Source organism: Nostoc sp. (assembly GCF_036917675.1).
In the GTDB taxonomy this organism is placed as follows: domain Bacteria; phylum Cyanobacteriota; class Cyanobacteriia; order Cyanobacteriales; family Nostocaceae; genus Nostoc.
Map to the genome: position 1 here is coordinate 20,739 of NZ_JBALCT010000022.1, position 18,568 is coordinate 39,306.

The 18,568-nt window shown below is 40.4% G+C and carries 15 protein-coding genes; 7 read left to right on the top strand and 8 right to left on the bottom strand.

The annotated features are described in order from the left end of the window. Window positions 1-452: 452 nt before the first annotated feature. Together V7K31_RS08415 and V7K31_RS08420 are read right to left on the bottom strand one after the other, a co-directional pair. Entirely contained in the window at window positions 453-1,490 is a 1,038-nt protein-coding gene (locus V7K31_RS08415) for a calcium-binding protein (protein WP_335093751.1), read from the bottom strand. A 438-nt stretch (window positions 1,491-1,928) separates the two neighbouring features. Next, complete coding sequence (locus V7K31_RS08420) at window positions 1,929-3,017, bottom strand: RuBisCO accumulation factor 1 (RefSeq protein ID WP_335093752.1); 1,089 nt, start codon at window positions 3,015-3,017, stop codon at window positions 1,929-1,931. A 424-nt stretch (window positions 3,018-3,441) separates the two neighbouring features. Here V7K31_RS08420 and V7K31_RS08425 point away from each other — a divergent pair, with 424 nt between their 5' ends. The 3 genes from V7K31_RS08425 to V7K31_RS08435 all read left to right on the top strand — a co-directional run bounded on the left by V7K31_RS08425 (window position 3,442) and on the right by V7K31_RS08435 (window position 6,569). Continuing rightward, window positions 3,442-4,386, top strand: a complete 945-nt coding sequence (locus V7K31_RS08425) for a response regulator (protein WP_335093753.1) — start codon at window positions 3,442-3,444, stop codon at window positions 4,384-4,386. 96 nt (window positions 4,387-4,482) lie between these two features. Next, window positions 4,483-5,208 (top strand): bifunctional demethylmenaquinone methyltransferase/2-methoxy-6-polyprenyl-1,4-benzoquinol methylase UbiE, encoded by a 726-nt coding sequence (gene ubiE, locus V7K31_RS08430; RefSeq protein ID WP_335093754.1) that lies wholly within the window; start codon window positions 4,483-4,485, stop codon window positions 5,206-5,208. A 125-nt stretch (window positions 5,209-5,333) separates the two neighbouring features. Beyond that, window positions 5,334-6,569 carry a DUF445 domain-containing protein gene (locus V7K31_RS08435; protein ID WP_335093755.1) on the top strand — a complete coding sequence of 412 codons (1,236 nt, stop codon included), beginning with the start codon at window positions 5,334-5,336 and terminating at the stop codon, window positions 6,567-6,569. Between the two features lie 73 nt (window positions 6,570-6,642). Here V7K31_RS08435 and V7K31_RS08440 read toward each other — a convergent pair whose 3' ends face one another. Continuing rightward, entirely contained in the window at window positions 6,643-7,218 is a 576-nt protein-coding gene (locus V7K31_RS08440; RefSeq protein ID WP_335093756.1) for a Uma2 family endonuclease, read from the bottom strand. A gap of 419 nt (window positions 7,219-7,637) precedes the next feature. On the opposite strand from V7K31_RS08440, the gene V7K31_RS08445 reads away from it, so the two are divergent. Further along, a complete protein-coding gene (locus tag V7K31_RS08445) occupies window positions 7,638-12,311 on the top strand; it encodes a DEAD/DEAH box helicase (RefSeq protein WP_335093757.1) in 4,674 nt (1,557 codons plus the stop codon). On the opposite strand, the gene V7K31_RS08450 is transcribed toward V7K31_RS08445, so the two are convergent. Both V7K31_RS08450 and V7K31_RS08455 read right to left on the bottom strand, forming a co-directional pair. Then, window positions 12,302-13,666 carry a cytochrome P450 gene (locus V7K31_RS08450; RefSeq protein ID WP_335093758.1) on the bottom strand — a complete coding sequence of 455 codons (1,365 nt, stop codon included), beginning with the start codon at window positions 13,664-13,666 and terminating at the stop codon, window positions 12,302-12,304. The two genes, V7K31_RS08445 and V7K31_RS08450, sit on opposite strands and share 10 nt — an antisense overlap. A 76-nt stretch (window positions 13,667-13,742) precedes the next feature. Continuing rightward, on the bottom strand, window positions 13,743-14,696 hold the full coding sequence (locus tag V7K31_RS08455) for a Rieske (2Fe-2S) protein (RefSeq protein ID WP_335093760.1): 954 nt from the start codon (window positions 14,694-14,696) through the stop codon (window positions 13,743-13,745). A gap of 333 nt (window positions 14,697-15,029) precedes the next feature. On the opposite strand from V7K31_RS08455, the gene V7K31_RS08460 reads away from it, so the two are divergent. Further along, window positions 15,030-15,686: a TetR/AcrR family transcriptional regulator gene (locus V7K31_RS08460; protein WP_335093761.1), complete on the top strand. Its 657-nt coding sequence runs from the start codon at window positions 15,030-15,032 to the stop codon at window positions 15,684-15,686. Here V7K31_RS08460 and V7K31_RS08465 read toward each other — a convergent pair. Next, a complete protein-coding gene (locus tag V7K31_RS08465) occupies window positions 15,652-15,804 on the bottom strand; it encodes a hypothetical protein (protein ID WP_335093762.1) in 153 nt (50 codons plus the stop codon). The genes V7K31_RS08460 and V7K31_RS08465 overlap by 35 nt on opposite strands. A gap of 58 nt (window positions 15,805-15,862) precedes the next feature. Here V7K31_RS08465 and V7K31_RS08470 point away from each other — a divergent pair, with 58 nt between their 5' ends. Both V7K31_RS08470 and V7K31_RS08475 read left to right on the top strand, forming a co-directional pair. After that, window positions 15,863-16,108, top strand: coding sequence for a DUF4160 domain-containing protein (locus V7K31_RS08470; RefSeq protein ID WP_335093764.1), 246 nt, complete (start codon window positions 15,863-15,865; stop codon window positions 16,106-16,108). Beyond that, the gene (locus V7K31_RS08475) at window positions 16,101-16,550 is read left to right on the top strand and encodes a DUF2442 domain-containing protein (RefSeq protein ID WP_335093766.1); all 450 of its coding nucleotides are present in this window, start codon (window positions 16,101-16,103) and stop codon (window positions 16,548-16,550) included. Before V7K31_RS08470 ends, V7K31_RS08475 begins: the two co-directional genes overlap by 8 nt. Window positions 16,551-16,658: 108 nt before the next feature. On the opposite strand, the gene V7K31_RS08480 is transcribed toward V7K31_RS08475, so the two are convergent. Both V7K31_RS08480 and V7K31_RS08485 read right to left on the bottom strand, forming a co-directional pair. Next, a complete protein-coding gene (locus tag V7K31_RS08480) occupies window positions 16,659-17,030 on the bottom strand; it encodes a DUF1304 domain-containing protein (RefSeq protein ID WP_335093767.1) in 372 nt (123 codons plus the stop codon). A gap of 66 nt (window positions 17,031-17,096) precedes the next feature. Beyond that, complete coding sequence (locus tag V7K31_RS08485; RefSeq protein ID WP_335093768.1) at window positions 17,097-18,164, bottom strand: lipase family protein; 1,068 nt, start codon at window positions 18,162-18,164, stop codon at window positions 17,097-17,099. Window positions 18,165-18,568: the final 404 nt, after the last annotated feature.

Genomic DNA, 18,568 nt, shown 5'->3' on the forward strand with positions numbered 1-18,568 from the left:
ACAGAGGCAACCTGAAGAGAAACCCTTGAATAGAACAAATAACGCTTGGCTAATTTGTTTTGAGGGGGACACCTTGCCGTGTCCCCCTAATCAGCGGCAAAAGTGTCCTTGAATCTGCCTTCTGATGTTTAAGTTACAGCAGAATTCAAGTATTTGAACCACATCTGTCGTAGGGGCTTTAGCATTGCTCATTGGTGTCAACTTCAGCTAGAAATAGCTTAACTGTAAGCTTCGTCACCCGCCTTGAAATAAATTTCTTGGCTAATAGCTAAAGTCTACTTCAGTAGACTTTAGATTTTTGCGGATATTTAGTAATCTTTAGATTACTTTTGCTATTAGCAAGGAACTTCAGTTCTTTGCGGGATATAGCTTTTACGTTAAGTTGAGACGTATGAGCAATGCTGTGCCCTTACTGCGTGGTCTATTTACCTGAAAATAGCTGTAATACGTTCTTATTTAAAACTAACTCCTAGCGTATAGGACAAATCAGGTTCAGAGTTGGTACCAAAGAAAGTTCCATTATTTTGAGGCAAGAAAGAATCTTTACTCACTGAAATGGAGTAAGTACCTGCACCCAGTAACCCGGTGATTGATGAGGATTTTTGACTGGTGATTAAAGTCCCATAATCCTTAAACAGTCCGATATTTGTTTTTCCCGATCCCACTGTATTGATAGTGACGGTTCCTGAATTTGGTAAATAAAATGTAAAAAAGTCAACATCGGGATTGCCCCCCGCTTGAGGGGTTGCTAACTCGCCTGAGATATTAACTTTTGAGCCTGATGATAGGGAACCTAACCCTTCAGCATTACCCAGTGTGTTGTTTGTACTTTGTCCAGCTTCTTCCCGCTCATAGAAAAGGAAATCATCACTACGAAGTTGGAGATTGTTTTTCCCCTGCACAATACCGATGAGCTCATCTGTCTGTCCCGATTGCTCTGAAAATATTCGTGTGTTACCTCCAACAGCTTGTAAGCGGTAGTCCTGTGGAGTTCCTTTGAGTTGAATTCGATCTTGGCTAGAGTCGAAGTCAGTAATAGTAGCGAAGTCCCCAAAACCAGGATTCGTACTGTTGTTATCGTCGTAGAAAACATTTACAGCGTCCCCCAGGACAAATGTATCTGCCCCAGCCCCGCCAGTCAAAGTATCAATCTCCCCTAATCCAGGTGGAAGCAGACTACCAGGATAAACACCGATGAGGATATCGTTTCCAAGTCCCCCATTGAGTATGTCATTGCCAGGCCCGCCCTGTAGACTATCATTGCCGTCCTGACCATTGAGGATATCATTACCAAAATTACCGTCTAGTGTGTCATTGCCTGCTCTCCCATTCAGAGTGTTGTTAGCACTATTACCAAAGACGAAGTTGTTAAGATTGTTACCCGTCCCGTTAATAGGGTTAGTTCCGAGCAGCTTCAAGTTCTTCACATTGGCACCCAGTGTGTAGGTGACAGAAGACTGCACGCTATCCTTGCCGAAAATAATTGCCATTTTATCTCTCCTGAATTTGTCAGTAATGATTATAGGTACAAAGCCGATTTAAGTATTGCCCCTTTTAAGGAACTCCTAGAACAAGGGAAAATTACAGGCTAGTACTGCTTTGCAGAATTATATTTCGTTAGGAAACTAAATCGAAAAAACAGGAACTTGTTTTTGGCTCAATAATTCTGGCTATAAAATATGAAGATACCGCAAAAGCTAAAATCACAAAAAAAATGCTTAATTTCTTAAGCATTTTCCTCTCCTGATAAGTTAAGTAGGCGAGAATAAATCAAACTATATTAAGTAATCTTAAAAAATAGAAGTTGGCTCGTAGTCAGGGCTTTAGCTATCAAATTCGAGCTGAAGCCCTGATTACAAACCTTTAATTATTAACGCCGTTCTACTTACATCTCTTGAGATTCTTGATCTGGTGCATTCTATTAAAATTTACTCGTCAATCTGCCATGAATCCTTAGTTAATTCTTCATCCAGGATTTTCTTCGGACGCACAATGATAATAATTTGTCCTAGTAGAGGAATTTCCGGCTCAGTTTCAAACCACTGAAAATCTAATTCACCACCATTTTCAACAACAAAGTAGTTGGAGATATCCCATTCTCGTTGGGCACGATCTATGACTACTACTACGGGTTCTATTCGACTTTGGTTTTGGATCGGGAAGCGATCGCTATTGGCGATAATTACCACTGGATCTTCTGCCGCCAACAGCACTTGCCAACCTGGTAACGATACCCAAGTTTGCTCTCCAGAAAATTTGACCATGCGAAATGGTTCAATTTCTGTCACTATGGGCACAGCTTGCAAGTCTTGCCGCGACAATGGCAACTCACCGACTACGGGAACAATTCGGGGTAATTGTTCTTCAGATTCCAGGCGGTAAAAAGGTAAAATTGGAGCCGGACGCTGGGGAATGGTAGTAAAATCAGTCAATAGCTGTTCGATTTTTGTCCTTGCTTCTGGTGTATGAGCAAAGCGTAAACCTTTGGCGATCAGACGCGATCGCTGTTGCAAATCTGTATTTTGGCGTGCCCGTTTCCAAACTTGGTAAGCAACTGCATCCCCAGGATGGGCAGAAAACCCTTCTGGTAAAAGGCGGAAATAGGAGAACTCTTTAATTGCTTTGGCTACTTCCCGCGCCTCATCGGCATCGACTTTCTGGACGAAAATCAGTTCGGCGGCGCTGGCGCGTTCTTCTTGGGTGAGCAAACGCAGTTCATATAAAATATCACTGCCGCGTATGGCATAGTGCGATCGCGTTGCTGGCGAAGCTCCAAATTTTTCCAAAGAATTGTAAACTTGAGAACCAACAACCACCTGATTTTGTTGAATTGGCTCAAATCCAGTCGCCTCAAAAATTTCTTGGGGATTGTAACCGGTTTTTAGCAACGAGGCGATCGCCATTCCCCATTCCACCCAGTTGCCTTGTTTTTGCCTCAGCTTTCGCAGTAATTCTTGTGCCTCATCGTTGGTAGCATTTTCTTCGGGATTCTGAGCGTTGGGTGGTAGATCAGTCATAATCGGAGTGCAGGCTTCAACTTGAGAGGTTGATTAACACCTCATGAGCAAGTCTTATTCTAATCTATTAACTACCCAGACCTACTGCCTTGAGTTCATCTGTAAAGACTTATCTCAACTTTAATTTTGAGATCGTAGGTTAGCACAGATGTGCGCCCTGACTGCGCGTTGCATTCAAAGGAGGTTTGTTAGCGTACCTGATCCACGATCAAAACTGTCATAGTTAAGCTGATTTAGTTAGTTTTTCTAGGGCATTTTTTTCTAATTCAGATATTTGGACAGGCAAATATCTTCTGTAGCACTCATAATTAGCGTATTTAGAAATGCGAATAAGTCCGTATAAACACTTGATAAAATTCCGCTATTCTCAACTAAGCTTGGTATGGAATATAACAAGATAGTGAATATTTAAAGGAAATATCTTATGGATAAGCCCAATCTCGAAATTGATAAACTCCAACATCAAGTAATGACTCTTGAACGACCAAAAAAGCTGAAAATCCTAGTAGTTGACGATGAGCCAGATAATCTCGATCTGCTTTATCGCACCTTTCGACGCGACTTTAATGTTCTGAAAGCTGATAGTGGGGTGAACGCCCTAGAAGTTTTGGCAGCAGAAGGGGAGGTAGCGGTGATTATCTCCGATCAACGGATGCCAGAAATGAAAGGAACTGAATTTCTCAGCAAGACTGTACCTCAGTTCCCCGATACGGTAAGAATAATTCTCACCGGATTTACTGATATTGAAGACTTGGTAGAGGCGATTAATGCGGGGCAAGTCTACAAATATATCACCAAGCCTTGGGACCCAGGGGAACTGAAGGCAGTGGTGCAAAGAGCAGCAGAAACCTACGACTTGCTCAAGCAACGCACAGAAGAATTACGCCGTGCTCATGCTCAAATGGCGCTGCTGAGTGTTTTGGTACAGGTAACTCAAGCAGCTTCTAGCTTAGAGGAAACTCTGGCTCCAATTGCTAGGGCTGTGAGTCAGACTTTTGGAGCAGAAGGCTGTATCCTACAACTTACAGATGGAAACACTCTGATTGCGACTCAAGGAACTTACAGCGATACAGGTACAATAGAGAATTGGCTATCTCTTGACCCACTAACAAGGGAAGCGATCGCCACCGGGCAAATGCAAGTTTCCTTAAATGTACTTAAAGACACTAAACTAGTTGATGCTATTCACTACCAAAATACGGGTGTGGAAGCACATTTAGTTATCCCAATTAGCTACCGCAATGAACTTTTGGGCGTATTGTCGTTACAGTGGAAACAACCCTGCACTTTGCGAGAAGATGAATTAGTGCTAATTAATTTATTAGCGCAACTGGTAGCGATCGCTCTTACTAGTAGTCGCTCCCATTAGAGTATTGTGTAATTGTCATTAGTCATTTGTCCTTTGTCAAAAACCGATGACTAATGCCCAATGCCCCATGCCCAATGCCCAATGACTTATTGACAAATGACTAACGAAATTCAGTCCATTTTTAACCGTATTGCTCCAGTTTATGACCAGTTAAACGACTGGTTGAGTTTGGGACAGCATCGAATATGGAAGGAAATGGCAGTTAAATGGAGTGCAGCTAAATCGGGCGATACTGCACTCGATTTGTGTTGTGGTAGTGGTGATTTAGCTTTACGTTTGGCACGGCGTGTAGGAGCAACAGGACAGGTGTATGGAGTAGATTTTTCCCCAAACCTGCTAAAAATTGCTTCATTACGCTCACATTGGCAGTACCCCCAACCGGCGTTGGCTTTGCCCAACCTAGGCATCGCCTGGGTAGAAGCCGATGTGCTAAATTTACCCTTTGACGATAACCAATTTGATGCCGCAACAATGGGCTATGGTTTAAGAAATGTTAAAGATATTCCCCGCAGTCTCCAAGAGTTATACCGTGTTTTGAAGCCGGGTGCTAAAGCCGCAATTTTAGACTTTCATCGACCGAGTAATTTTCAGCTACGTACCTTTCAGCAGTGGTATCTGGACGGTTTTGTGGTGCCAGTCGCCAATTATTTAGGCTTAAAAGAAGAATATGCTTACATCAGTCCCAGCTTAGACCGTTTTCCCATCGGGAAAGAGCAAATAGAGTTAGCTCATCAAGTTGGTTTTGCTGTTGCCACACATTACCCCATTGCGAACGGTATGATGGGAGTGCTAGTGGTAAGTAAGTTAGGAGTTATTAGTTAAAAGTTATGAATTATGAGTAGTGATAAATTCTCATTTAAAATTTATCATTCCTAACTCCTAACAGACGCGATTAATCGCGTCTCTCACTCTCAGATATAAACTCCTAACTTTTTTAATTCTTCCCTGTGGACTGGTCTCACCTTTGGCTTTATGTGTCTCCCCCGGTACTGGGTGGAATTATTGGCTATTTCACAAATGATATAGCGATAAAAATGTTGTTCCGTCCTTACCGAGCAATTTACATTGCTGGGCGAAGAGTACCCTTCACTCCTGGATTGATTCCCCGCAACCAGGAACGTCTAGCTAAGAACATTTCCGATACAATCATGAAGTCACTGCTGACGCCAGAAGAATTGCAAAATCTGGCGCGGCGGTTGTTGCAAACAGAACGCGTGCAAGCAGCAATTCTCTGGTTGTTACGGCTGGCAATTGAACAAATCAAAACGGATAAAAACCAAAAAAGCGCCAAAATTGTGGCGGTAATTTTACGGGATTTACTAGGGGAATCCTTGCCACGATTACTCAAGGTTTTAGCACGACGTGAAGACTTTTTGGAAGCGCAAATCAATCAAATTTTTGACCAGATATTGCTGGAATTTCAACTGAGTGAAGAACAAGCCACGCGGCTTGCTGATTGGTTGTTGCAAGTAGTTCTACCGCCGGATGTACTACGCCAAGCGATAGTCGATTTTTTGACCGATCGCACAATTCAAATTATTGATGAAGGCTTCCGCGAAAAAAGCAGTGGTACTTATTGGGTAGTAGCGAATTTATTTGGCTTACGTAATACTCTGACGCGGTTACGAACTTTTTGCTTGGATGAAAAGGAGGCTACCAATAGTCGCTTGCAGGAATTGACTCAAGATTTGAAAATGCGCGATCGCATTCGGAAATTACTGCAAAATTTATCATTACAAAACTTGCCAATGGGTACGGTGCGGCAACTACGAAAGACTACCCGCGAAAGTGTCCGCCATTACCTGCAAAACAGTGGCAGCGATTTTTTACAAGGATTAACTGATTCTGTTGATTGGGAAAATATTGCTGGAGTGCTGCTGAATCGTCTTAGTACTTCACCTGTTGTCAGTACTTCTTTAGAAGTGATGAGTCAAGAGTTGGCTCTAATTTTAGATAAGTATTTGGAAAAAGATTTAGAAGTAATTGTGGCGCAGGTGATTCCGATTTTGTCGATAGATGAAGTGATAGTTGATCGTGTAAAATCAACCTCACCGGCTGATTTAGAAGCTGCAATTGAGGGAATTGTCAAAAATGAATTGCAAGCGATTGTGACTTTAGGTGGTGTTTTGGGTTTGGTTATCGGGTTATTGCAGACAGTGTTTTTAATATTAAGTCAATATTAATTTTTTGTTTTTCCTGTAAATTTTTATCAAATTATACTTTGAAGTTGCCTAGATTCTGAAATTGAGCGATCGCTTAACTCAAAATCTGTGCTAAATCCAGCACAAACCCAGGCAATATATCTTCACCTGATAAGCTAGTAGGCGATTGCAAAACCTCAACATCCTGTCCTGGGCGGTAAATTTCCACCTGTTGGTTCTGGGGGTCAATCAGCCAGCCTAAACGCACACCGTTGTCAATGTACTCCTGCATTTTTTGCTGCACAGTCTTTAAGCTATCTGAAGCAGAGCGCAATTCTACCGCAAAATCGGGAGCGATCGGTAGGAATTTACTAGGGTCTGGATTCAGGGCTTCTAATCGCTCCCGGCTCACCCAAGATGCATCAGGAGAGCGATTTGCACCATTGGGGAGTTTGAAACCCGTTGAGGAGTCAAAAGCCAAACCTGTGCCATCAGCGTCAGCCCAATTACCTAAGCGCTGTGTCAGTCTACTATTGCGATTTCCGGTTTCCCATCCAGTTGGTGGCATGATAATTAATTCTCCCTCTGCCGTGCGCTCAAGTCGCAAATCTCGATTATTTTGACACAGTTGGAAGAACTGCTCATCTGTTAGTTCAATGGTGGGGCTAAGGTTCAGAATCAGGGCAGTCATAGTTGCCTCTCAATCTTGCTAACTGTAGCGTAGCACTGGGTTGACATCGTAGGTTGACCAGCTAATAATTACCATGCTAACTAGAGAGCTATTTCCAATCATGTAGAAATTTGTTTCGCTGTTATCTGTCTGATAACAGCAGATGAGGGTTGAGGTTTTTTCTCTCAGCTTTTACTAGCAGCAAGCTGTATTCAATCACACCTTTTTATTGTTCTGTTGACTTAGCGCATTTAGTCTAAATTTCAGAACCTGCCCTCGCCCAAAAGTAAACAGAGAAAGCGTTATAGCTCTCATTGAATGCTTATGGCATCATTTTACTATGCTATTACTCTTTTAGTATTAAATTTTACATATAGTTTATAATTCTCTTATTTCAAGGCTTATATTGTAAATCTGACTAATATTAGAGAGTATATTAAATGAAAGAAAGACAAAAAATCACTAGGTTTAACGGAATATCAAAGTGGTTATCTAACTCAGTTAGTGAATCTGAAGATAAGCGGTACACACATCGTCTGCTCAGAGAAGATAAAAGCCAACGAGATATCATTCTCAATGAATTAATATTAATCGTTCAAAAAGCCCATGAAGATGCTCGATATCGTCTTCGTAAATTAGCAGGAAATTCTCTCGCTCCATTTGGAGATTTTTCAGAAAGCGATCCAAGCTATGGCTATCCTGAGCGTCTTAATATTATATCCCGTCAGGGTTATTTTGGAGAGATATTTTCAGGAATCATTGCTGAAAATTTTGCTCCTTTTGGGCAGGATGATTGGGAAGTTCCTGCTTTTCTTTTTCGATTTCATCTAGTTGAATTTCAGCATTTAGAATTTCTAAGTCAAACTAACGAGATTGCAAAAAAGCGACCTGGACGTACAGGTGATGATTGTCTTGCTTTTCTACGTAACAGCGAAGGAGTAATTATTGCTTCTCTAGTTTGTGAAGCTAAATGCACAACTAATCATTACACAAAAATGATAGCTGAAGCACATGAAAAGGCAAGTGAGCCACATATAAAGCCTGTTGATATTCCACAAATAATTGAGGTTTTGGGGGATTACGATGATCCTTTTTCATCTGAATGGGTTAACTCTCTAAGAGTTTTGTGGCTAGGATCAGTTGATAAAAATTATGAACGCTGTGATTTAATTAGTTATATTTGTGGTAAACATCCTGTCATAAATCCAACGTGGATATCTCCCGACAAACCACACGAACAATATACAGCAGGAAGAAGACTTGAAGCAGTTGAAATTCATCTTCATGAAGTTGAAAATCTTGTTATAACTGTCTATAGTCAGCCAGCAAGTGCAACACCTTCAGTACATATTTCTACCCAGACAGTTCAACAACCAGATGATTCAGAGTTTGCTTTTGCAACCTCTGATGTCATAGTAGAGGGGGAAGTTCTGCAAAATGAGATGACTCAACCAAGTAACGAAGTCATTGCTTTAGCGGCAGAACTACAAAATAGTCTGGCAGGTAGCAGACTAACACCAGCAATTGCAAAACTTTATAGCCAACATACCAGACTTCGCGCAGGAGGAAAGGGATTAACTGGGTGGCGAGAAGATGAAGCAGGTGAACGATTAAATGATGCTATGCGCCTTATTGAGGCTGCATTTATCCAGCGAGAAGCTGGAGATACTAACTGGCTTAATGGAATGCTACGGGCTGCTGAGTTATTTGAATGGCTATCTCATCCCCAACTAAACCCGGATATTTTACCAATTCGTTTACTTGCAGCAGCTGTGTATGAACTTGCTGGTTATCCTGCTAGGGCTGCGGGTTTACTCAATGAAGATACAAGTGAGGGAGTAGAGTCAGAAATTCTACGTTCTTTGCTAAAAGCTGATTTTCCCAGTTTATTGCAACGGTTGACAGAATATTGGGCAACAGCAACATCATCAAATTTGCAAAGTGAAACAAGTCTTCTTTGGGATAATACTGATACAGATGCTGATAGATTTAACAAGTTGATTGTTAAAGAAACTGCTAGTTCTTTAGGAATTTTATGTGCAAAAATGCGCTGGGGAAATGAACCAAGATTAGAAAAAGCTATTGAAAAACTTTCTGCTATTGCTAAGGTGCTTCTTCATGGACATAACACTTATTCTTGGCTTTTAGGTAAGTTATGTGCTGAAGTTGCCTCTGTATATATAGAAACTTCTCTACGACATCATCTAGAAGCACTTTCTCAGATGATTACCCAAAGTGGTAAAACTTTCTTGGAGCGTTATTTACGCCAAAGTTATCAAAACCGTAAAGCTTTAGCATGGCGTTCTCAAATTTGTGGAATTGAACGACTAGCAACAATAGAATCATTTGCGCTCTGTACCCCTACAGGTTCAGGAAAAACAACAATAGCTGAAATTGCAATTCTGCAAAGCTTGTTCTTGGAAACAAAAAATTATAACAATTTTAGTAGCTCGGCTCCTTTAGTAATGTACTTAGTGCCAAGCAGAGCGCTTGCCACAGAAGTTGAATCAAATTTATCTCGTGTTTTAAAGCGTTCTACTAATAACAATGTAATAATTACAGGTTTATATGGAGGTACTGACTGGGGACCAACAGATGTATGGCTGACATCAGAAAAGCCAACAGTTTTAATTTGCACTTATGAAAAAGCAGAAGCTTTGATCAAATTTTTAGGATCTCTATTTATCCGTAGAGTATCGCTTATTGTACTTGATGAAGCCCATGCAGTTCAATTTGATGGTAATAAAAATTCTTTGCAGAAAGCTGAAAATAGATCCTTACGCTTGGAATCTTTAGGTGCAAGACTGTTTACCTATATAGAACAAAATCACAGCCGAATTATTGCGCTATCCGCTGTTGCTTCAGAAACAGAAGTAGCATTAGCAAACTGGATAGAAAATCAAACCAACGCTAGCCCAGCAAAGACGTATTACAGAAGTACACGCCAATTAATAGGGCGGCTTGAATGCTTACCAGGAAGAAGATTTGAAATACGCTATGACTTACTTGATGGCAGAAGATTGGAATTTGAGGAAGGTGGTAAAGCTGATACACCTTTTATTCCACGTCCTTTTGAGGCATATCACCCTGCACCTAAATGGGAAAAAGAAGGTCCAGAAAAACGGCTACGCCCTTATCTTTTTTGGGCAGCTATGCATTTAGCTGCACCAGATGAAAAAGGACAAAGACGTGCTGTTCTTATTTCAGTCACACAACAGATTGGTGGTTATGCTGAAGACTTCCTCAAATTATTGAATTCAACATGGTCAAAAGTAGAAAAGCCTTCATTTTTTAAAGATCCTAGTGTTTTGCAGTTTAATAATGTACCAATCAAGTTTTGGACTATTCTGCTTGATACAGACTGTCTAGCTGGTATTTTATTTTTAGGATCAAAAAATTATAATATTTGGCAAAAGTGTTTACGTTCCTGTGAAGATTATTTCGGTACTGAATCCCGCGAGTATAAGTTGCTAAAGAAAGGAATTATAGTACATCACGGAAAAATGCCAGGTTTGATGGCTAGATTACTTATCGATGTAATAGATGAAAAAATCGTACATTTAGTTTTAGCAACATCAACTCTTTCTGAAGGGGTTAATCTTCCTTTTGAAACAGTATTAATTCCAAGTTTAAGACGTGGTAAAGGAGAACTAAATATTCGTGAATTTGGTAATTTAGTTGGCCGTTCTGGAAGACCTGGATTTGGCACAGAAGGACGTAGTTTAGTATTACTTAGTAATCCATCAACAGATTGGAGCGACAAAGAAGCACGTAAAAGATACTTATCTTTGATAGGAGAATTAGAGAATCAAACACAGGCAATTAACCCAAATGCAAATCCTCTAAGTCCTCTAGCAGAATTACTGCTACGTTTGGAAGAACAATGGCAGCTAATTTCTAGTTCTAATAGACAGGATAATTTTTTAACCTGGCTGGAAAAAACTGCACCGATTGACTGTGGCAATAATCTTTCTGATGCACAATTATCAGCTATTGAAACTTTAGATTCCCTGGATAGTATTTTACTGTCTGCAATTGTTGAAATTGAACAGCTAGCAGCTGAAGATTTAAGCCCTAATGAATTGGAGGAGCAACTGCAAAAAATTTGGCAACGAAGCTTTGCTCATTACGCCAGCCGTGAACAAGAAAGATTAGAAAATTTATTTATCAGCCGAGGTGTGGCACTGAAAACAGAAATTTATAAAGATTTATCACAGCGTCGGTGCTTGTATCGCACTAGTTTACCACCACGTGATGGAAATCAGCTTTTAACTCTCTATCCTAGACTTAAAGAACAATTAGCAGTGGGTGGAGATTATGCTATTTGGACAGTAGAAGAACGCTTTAATTATATTCAAAATACAGTTAGTATTTTAACCAGTTTATCGAAGTTCAAACTGATAGATCCATCAGGAAAGGTTACTTGGAATGAAATATTACGCTGGTGGCTTGACCCTACTAAAGCAATTAAAAAACCGAAACCGACTCAAATTTCAAATTGGCATTCATATATTAGTCAAAATTTTGGATATAGATTCAACTGGGGCTTAGGAAGTGTTATTGCACTAGCAATAGATGAAGCTTTTGGTGGCGAGTTAGTTGAATCATCCCTCGAAAACTGGTCACAAACTGGGCTACCTTGGATTGTTTTCTGGATGAAAGAACTTATCGTATGGGGAACTTTAGATCCTATAGCTGCATATTTGCTTGCTAAAGTAGAAGATGTAACAACTCGTAAACAAGCTGAAGAATTAGCGCAAACTTACTATCAGTATATTAGCGAAAGAGAAACAGAAGCCAATGAACATCTTAATGCAATCAATATCAAAAATTGGGTAGAGCAATCATTTTCTAGTGTTGAACGACATTTACCAACACTCAAACCTCCTAATCAAATTAACGTCAATCTGCTGAGAGATTTCAGTAAGGCTCCAAGTAAAAATTGGAGAGTAGTACCAGTAGAAATTGGGGACGATATTCAATGGTTTGATTTAGCAGGATTTCCGCTTGCAATTTGTCAAAAGCCTGAAAAGTGGCAGTCTGATTTTCTAAATACCTACGACTTCATGCTAGATGCGGAAAATCGATTTGTTTCATCAAAGATTTATGTTTGACTCTGCAAGGGATGCTTTGTCACCAAAGGCTTAATATATGCTTGTAGAGTATCTTTAACTTTAGAAGGCTGACGAACTGGAGCGATCGCAGAATAATCTGGTTTTACTGTCCAGTCGTAATGCCGAAGCAGTGTGGAAAGCACAATTTTCATTTCCATCTGGGCAAATTCCATGCCTAAACAACTGTGCGAACCATAACCAAAACCTACTAGTGCTAAGGGATGTTTCTTATTTTCTTCACGAGGTGGTGCAAAGCGATCGGGGTCGAAGCGATCGGGATCAGTGTACAGTTCTGGTAAGCGGTGAGTCAGCATCGGCGAAATAGTCACATACCAACCTGCTGGGATGCGATAGCCTGCATACTCAATATCCTTGAGGACGCCACGATTATAGGCATACACTGGGGGATACAGCCTTTCTGCTTCTTTTAGCACGTTGGTTAACTGTGGAAGTTGTTTGAGATGGGACAGGCTAAGGGGATTATTTCCCACAACTGCTAATTGTTCTTCACGCAGTCGCTCTCGCCACTCTGGGTGATTACCTAATTCAAATATTACCCAACTCAGCAAGGAGGCTGTCGTCTCATGTCCAGCAAACAGCAGTAGTAATGTTTCGTTGATTATCTGTGTTTCGCTCAACTTGTTACCGTCTTCATCAACAGCCGCTAGCAGCAATCCCAAAACATCTTTTGATTCTTCTAAGTTACCCTGCTCGATACGCTGGGCGATCGCTTGATTCAAGAAAGCTACTAACTTACCCCTAGCATTTTGACCACGACCATATAAAGTAAAAGGGACATTCCATTTGAATATTGCCAGACTGCTATCTATCAGTTGTGTAAACCACTGACTGGTTTGCTCAACTTCGCTCTTGTTTTGACTTCCCAAAAAGAGCCGAGTTGCAACCATCAAGGTAAGTTGGCGGAAACTAGAATTTAAGGGAATCGTTCGCCGCTCTCCCCAATCTTTGAGGAAATCTTGCACAATATTTTGAATCGTGTCGAAGTATGTCGCGATCGCTTTTCCGTGAAATGCTGGATACATTAAGCGGCGAGTTAGGCGGTGTTCTTCCCCATCTTGTGATAAAATATTGTTGCCAAATGTTGGTTCTAGAAAATACCACCCTATCCGCGACGACATATTTTCCGCTTGTTCCACCAGCACCAGCCGATTAGCATCAGGGCCAATTAAATAAGCACGTTTACGTCCCATGACGCTTGTCTTAAAAACTGAACCATGTTGCTGGAATCGTCGCCACAAATACAACTCTGAACCCCGAAATATTTCTAAAGTCTCCCCCAAGATGGGTAAGCCATAGCTACCAGGCATTTCTTCGGCGGATTTTAGCTGCCGCATATTTGAGTACCTCTAACAGGAATTAGCTACAGTATCTACTTAATTGTAAAGCGCAATTAGGCTTTGTAAATCCAAATTACCAATCGCGGTACAGTTTTTCTGCGTAGAACATAATCTCTTCATTTGGCAATCTAATTTTTGATTTTTGCCGAGGATACAAACTTTCAACTGCACCTGTATCCTGTTCAATAACAGTCGATGCTACTTGTAAAACTGAATTTTTAAACATAAATTTCATTAAAGGATTGACTACTTTGGCATATATCAAAATAAACGTCTTGGTGATTTTTTCTGTTTCAGGGTAGAGAATATGAATTTGAGCAATATCACCAATCGGTGTTTTAGCAAAAAAAGCTGTAGTTGAAGGAAAAGCGTATTCGAGTGTGTTACTGAGATTTTTGGGTAAAATGCCTAAAACGGGGTTTTTGAGAATTTCCCCTAGTGTATTATCATCTCTCCTCAAATCTTGTTTGACTGTGGCATAATATCCTTTTTCTTCAAAAGAACTGACATGGCAATATGTAATTTTAAATAGTTCTTTATGAGTCCCATTTTGGTGGTTATAGTCATAGCTCACCATCAGGTTACTCAAAAATTCACCCTGAATACTTTTGTTTCCAGTTACTCCGATGAATTGGTATTCATCGACAATTCTCTGATGCAAATCTGGGATGGGTAATCTTGGTTCAAATCCAGCATACGTCCAGATACAATCATTGCTAATAATTAGCTCTAATGGTTTGGTAATTGGCTGAGTGTCCTTTTTTTCTCCTTCCTGTAGTCTGCCTTGTCCATCAAATTCTAGTGCATGAAAAGGGCAAGTAATAGTATCTCTCTCTTGACAAATCCAACCATCTGATAAGGGTGCTTGCATGTGTGGGCAGATGTTATCAAGGGCAAATACTTCGCCTTTTTGGTTTTGCCAAATGACATAATCCTGTCCGTTTAAAGTTATTTTATTGGGTTGATTCAATCCTAATGTAGATTTGTGCGCGATTAACCAAGGCGCACCTGGTAAAATTGGTTCCATTTTTCCTCCGAAATATTGAGAAGTTATTTGTTTTAAGTTCGCTAGATGTGTTAGCAAAATGTCACGAAATCTTGAAATTTAAAAGTTGTAGATAAGCTGGTGTCGCCTGTCCTACATTGCTCTTTTGAATGTCAATTGGGATAATTAAAGTCTTGTCTGCAATGGACGAACTAATACTACCGGACATTTGCTCGGCTAACTTTGATTACTGCATTGCTGAATTATGCGATTAACTAATTTTTTAGTTAGTATAAATGTAATAAATTTCATCTTCTATGTCAACTACTAACCAATTTTTTAGTTAATATATTTTCGTTATGATCATGGAGCAACGTGAGTCGTTCAACGCAGTCAAAATTTTCATCTAAAAAGCCGCGTCAGGTGCGCGATGCAGAGGCGACGAAAAAGCAGATTCTCGATGCGGCGGAAGCGGAGTTTTCTAGAAATGGACTCAGTGGAGCGCGGACAGAGGCGATCGCTAGAGGTGCAGGTGTCAACACAGCGATGATTTACTACTATTTTCAGAGCAAGGAAGGACTATATCAAGCTGTTCTGCAACGTCCGGCGGTGGAGATGCACGAAGGGTTAGGGCAGCTAAATCTGGATCAGTTCCCACCACGGGAAGCTTTGAAGTTGCTTATCAAGGAAGCGATCGCTTACGAAGCTGCTCACCCGCACCGGGGCATGCTTTGGTTTCAAGAAGCAAACCAAAATCAGGGAAAGTATTTCAAACAGGCAAATTGGCAAGAAAATTTTAGCTATCTCATCAAGATTTTAGAGCGGGGGATGGCGGAAGGTTATTTCCGTCAACTCGATCCATTTCTCACCACCCTGCATATTATTGGGGTTTGTAATTTATACTTCAACGCTTACGAAAACATCAAACATACTAGACCCGATTTGCAACTGCTGAGTCCAGAAATGATTGAGCAGCATACTCAAGCAGCAGTTAATTTTATTTTGGCTGGTGTGCGACGTACTGGGGATTAGGGATTGAATATCGGGAAATGCGATCGCGGTTTGTAGCAGCAAAGGCAGTCAGTGCTTCTTGTCTCAGTTGGGTAGTTTGTTGTGATTCAAGTCTAATTTTGGATTGTACGTCACTCATGCTTATTTCTTTGATAAACCCAAGCGCTTAGGTTATATTTTAGAAATTAAGATATCAAATGCCAACAATCTTAAGAAAAGGCGGTTTTAAAGTTCGTATCTACCTTAACGATCATATTCCTGCTCATGTCCATATTTTTAAAGGGGGCGGAGAGGCAAAAATCAACATAGGAGATGAAAACCTACCTCCAGAGTGGATTTGGGTATCCCCAGGAATGAGTGATAAAGATGCGGTGAAAGCTTTACAGTTAGTCGTGGATCACCAATTGGAACTACTAAAAAAGTGGCGAGAATATCATGGTTAAAAAAATTGCGGCTACAGAAGAATTAAAAGAAAAGCTAGCCAATGCGAGAGCAAAGTCAGATGCGCTCGCCACATCTGAACCACGAGCTACTCGTGCTTTTTATGACGCTTATTTAGGAATGATTATAGTTTTCTTGTCCAACAAATGTATGTTTGGGTTCCCTTCAGAGTTAGGACAAGGACTAGCGGGTGCTTCGGTCAAGGACTTAGCTGAAGTAGAGGTAACACCTTCTGGTGAAGGATTACACTGGAAAACTCTAGATGTAGATTTGAGTATTCCTGCTTTGATGAATGGAATATTTGGAACTAAAAAATGGATGGCTGAACTTGCCAGAAAGGGTGGAAGTTCCACTTCTTTTGCAAAATCTGAGGCATCTCGACTGAATGGGACAAAGGGCGGTCGCCCCGGAAAAGAAATTTTACTCGCTACTGATGAAGTTTGACGTATTAACTCACCATAAAGCGATCGCATCTAAAGCTGGGGTATAGAGTCAGCCAAGATTAAAGAAGCCTTGAGGGAGCATCTCACTTTTATAAAAATATATCTAGCCTTAGCGAATAGAATTCGCGGCTATAAAGACAAAAATGAGCGCAATGGATGCAGGAAGTGTCTGAAGTACAAGAGTTGTTCGTTTTAGAGTTAACGCACCAAAGATACCTGCAATCACAACACACACCAGAAAGAAGACCCGAATTGATAGGAAATCGCTTTTAGTGAATGCTCCCCAAATTAAACCAGCAGCAATGAAGCCGTTATATAACCCTGCATTTTTGACAATTGGAGCCACTTGATTTGCAACATCGATTGTAAAACCAAGTCTCTCATGAACAAGGGGATTTTTCCACAAAAACATTTCCACCACTGAGATAACAATATGTACAAATGCAACAAATGCAACAGCAAGAGTGGCAACAATTTGCACTCTAAAACACCTCTATCTCTAGATTTTTTTCTAATAGCTAGAATCTTACAATGCAATCGACTGTAATTATTCTGATTCTGTGAATCTCAAGATTCCACGCATATAAATCTCTTCTAAATTGTGGTGCTGCTCTAGAGCAGCTGCATGGATAGTAAAACAAACTGGTGTACCAGTATGTACGTAGTCTGGCATCCTTCTTTTTTGACCATTCCATATTTCTCCGCTTCTGTTATACATTGCCTCAAAGAAACCAAAAAGTGGGTTTGGATTTCTTGGTTTCTCTTCTGTTCTAATCACTACTCCATTCTCAATTATTCTCTCTTCTTTTGTGGTCACTTCTCCACTCCCAATTGCCTTCTCTTCTTGATCTTTTGGTAGTTCTGCTGTTGCCTTGAAGATATTTCCCGTTGGGAATGGAATCATAGTTACGAAATCTTCAGTGTTAGCAATCCTCCAGTGTCTGACGCGACTAGCTTTAAAGTTAGTGGCAAATTTCCTGTCGCCACATCGAGGACTGGCAAAAGTGTACAAGATAACTTTTTCAGGCTCAAAGTTAGTGTTTTTAACAATATCTGGAATCGCTAAAGTTGCTAATGCACCACCAAGGCTGTGCCCTGTTACAAAAATCCGAGAGTTCGGATTGCAGTCTTTAAGCGCATTAATCATTGCATCTCGTAGACTGATATAGATTTGTCTAAAACCTACAGTGACACGACCAAAATCGCCAACTTTCGGAATCTCAACTGGGGACTGAATTAGCTGTATTTTTTCTCCAACTACTCTCAATATGCTTCCTTCTGTATTTTTTCCGTCACTATAAGAAACAAGCGGAATATTTACATCCTTAAACCACTCAGCAAAAGTTTGTGTGCCACGGAAAACGACAACTACATCATTGCTATTTTTTTTAGATGCAACGAAGCCGAAAGGAAGACCATTTTCCTTTAGCTCACTTTCTAAGTGGTAATCTCCACCAAGTTCTAGCTGATTTCTGTCAAAAAACTGCTTATACGCTTTTTGGAGTAAACCTGCTAATTCTTGAGCTATTAAAGAGTCAAATTCTTTGTAATTAGAGTCAAAAAAGGCTATGTCTGCTCTTTCCATTGGTTTGTTAGCATCTGGTAAAGAAGTCATCAGTCCCACCCTATGGATTACTCTACGGTCACAAAATAGACAATAAATCTTTTATATAATATATAATTCAGGGATTGTACTTAGGATAACCGTATATATACTAGACTTTTGGTAGAGATCCCGAAAAATCCTGGATAACATTAATTTTTCTTAATCTGCTCTAGCTAAATCCTTAATATTGGTTGAGTTGGACACTCATTTATCACATATCTAGGAGAAACTGCGATGCCTGCGGCGGTAAACTACGCACTTCAAAAAAACCTGTTAACAAAATGCTCAACAGGTATGCGTAGGCGTAGACCGTTGTATGCATCGCAAGCTAACGGCTCAACAATACACCAAAATGAATGCGTGAATTACTTAAGTAAACAAGCAAACAAGCGAATTGAGTAAGTCAAATGCCA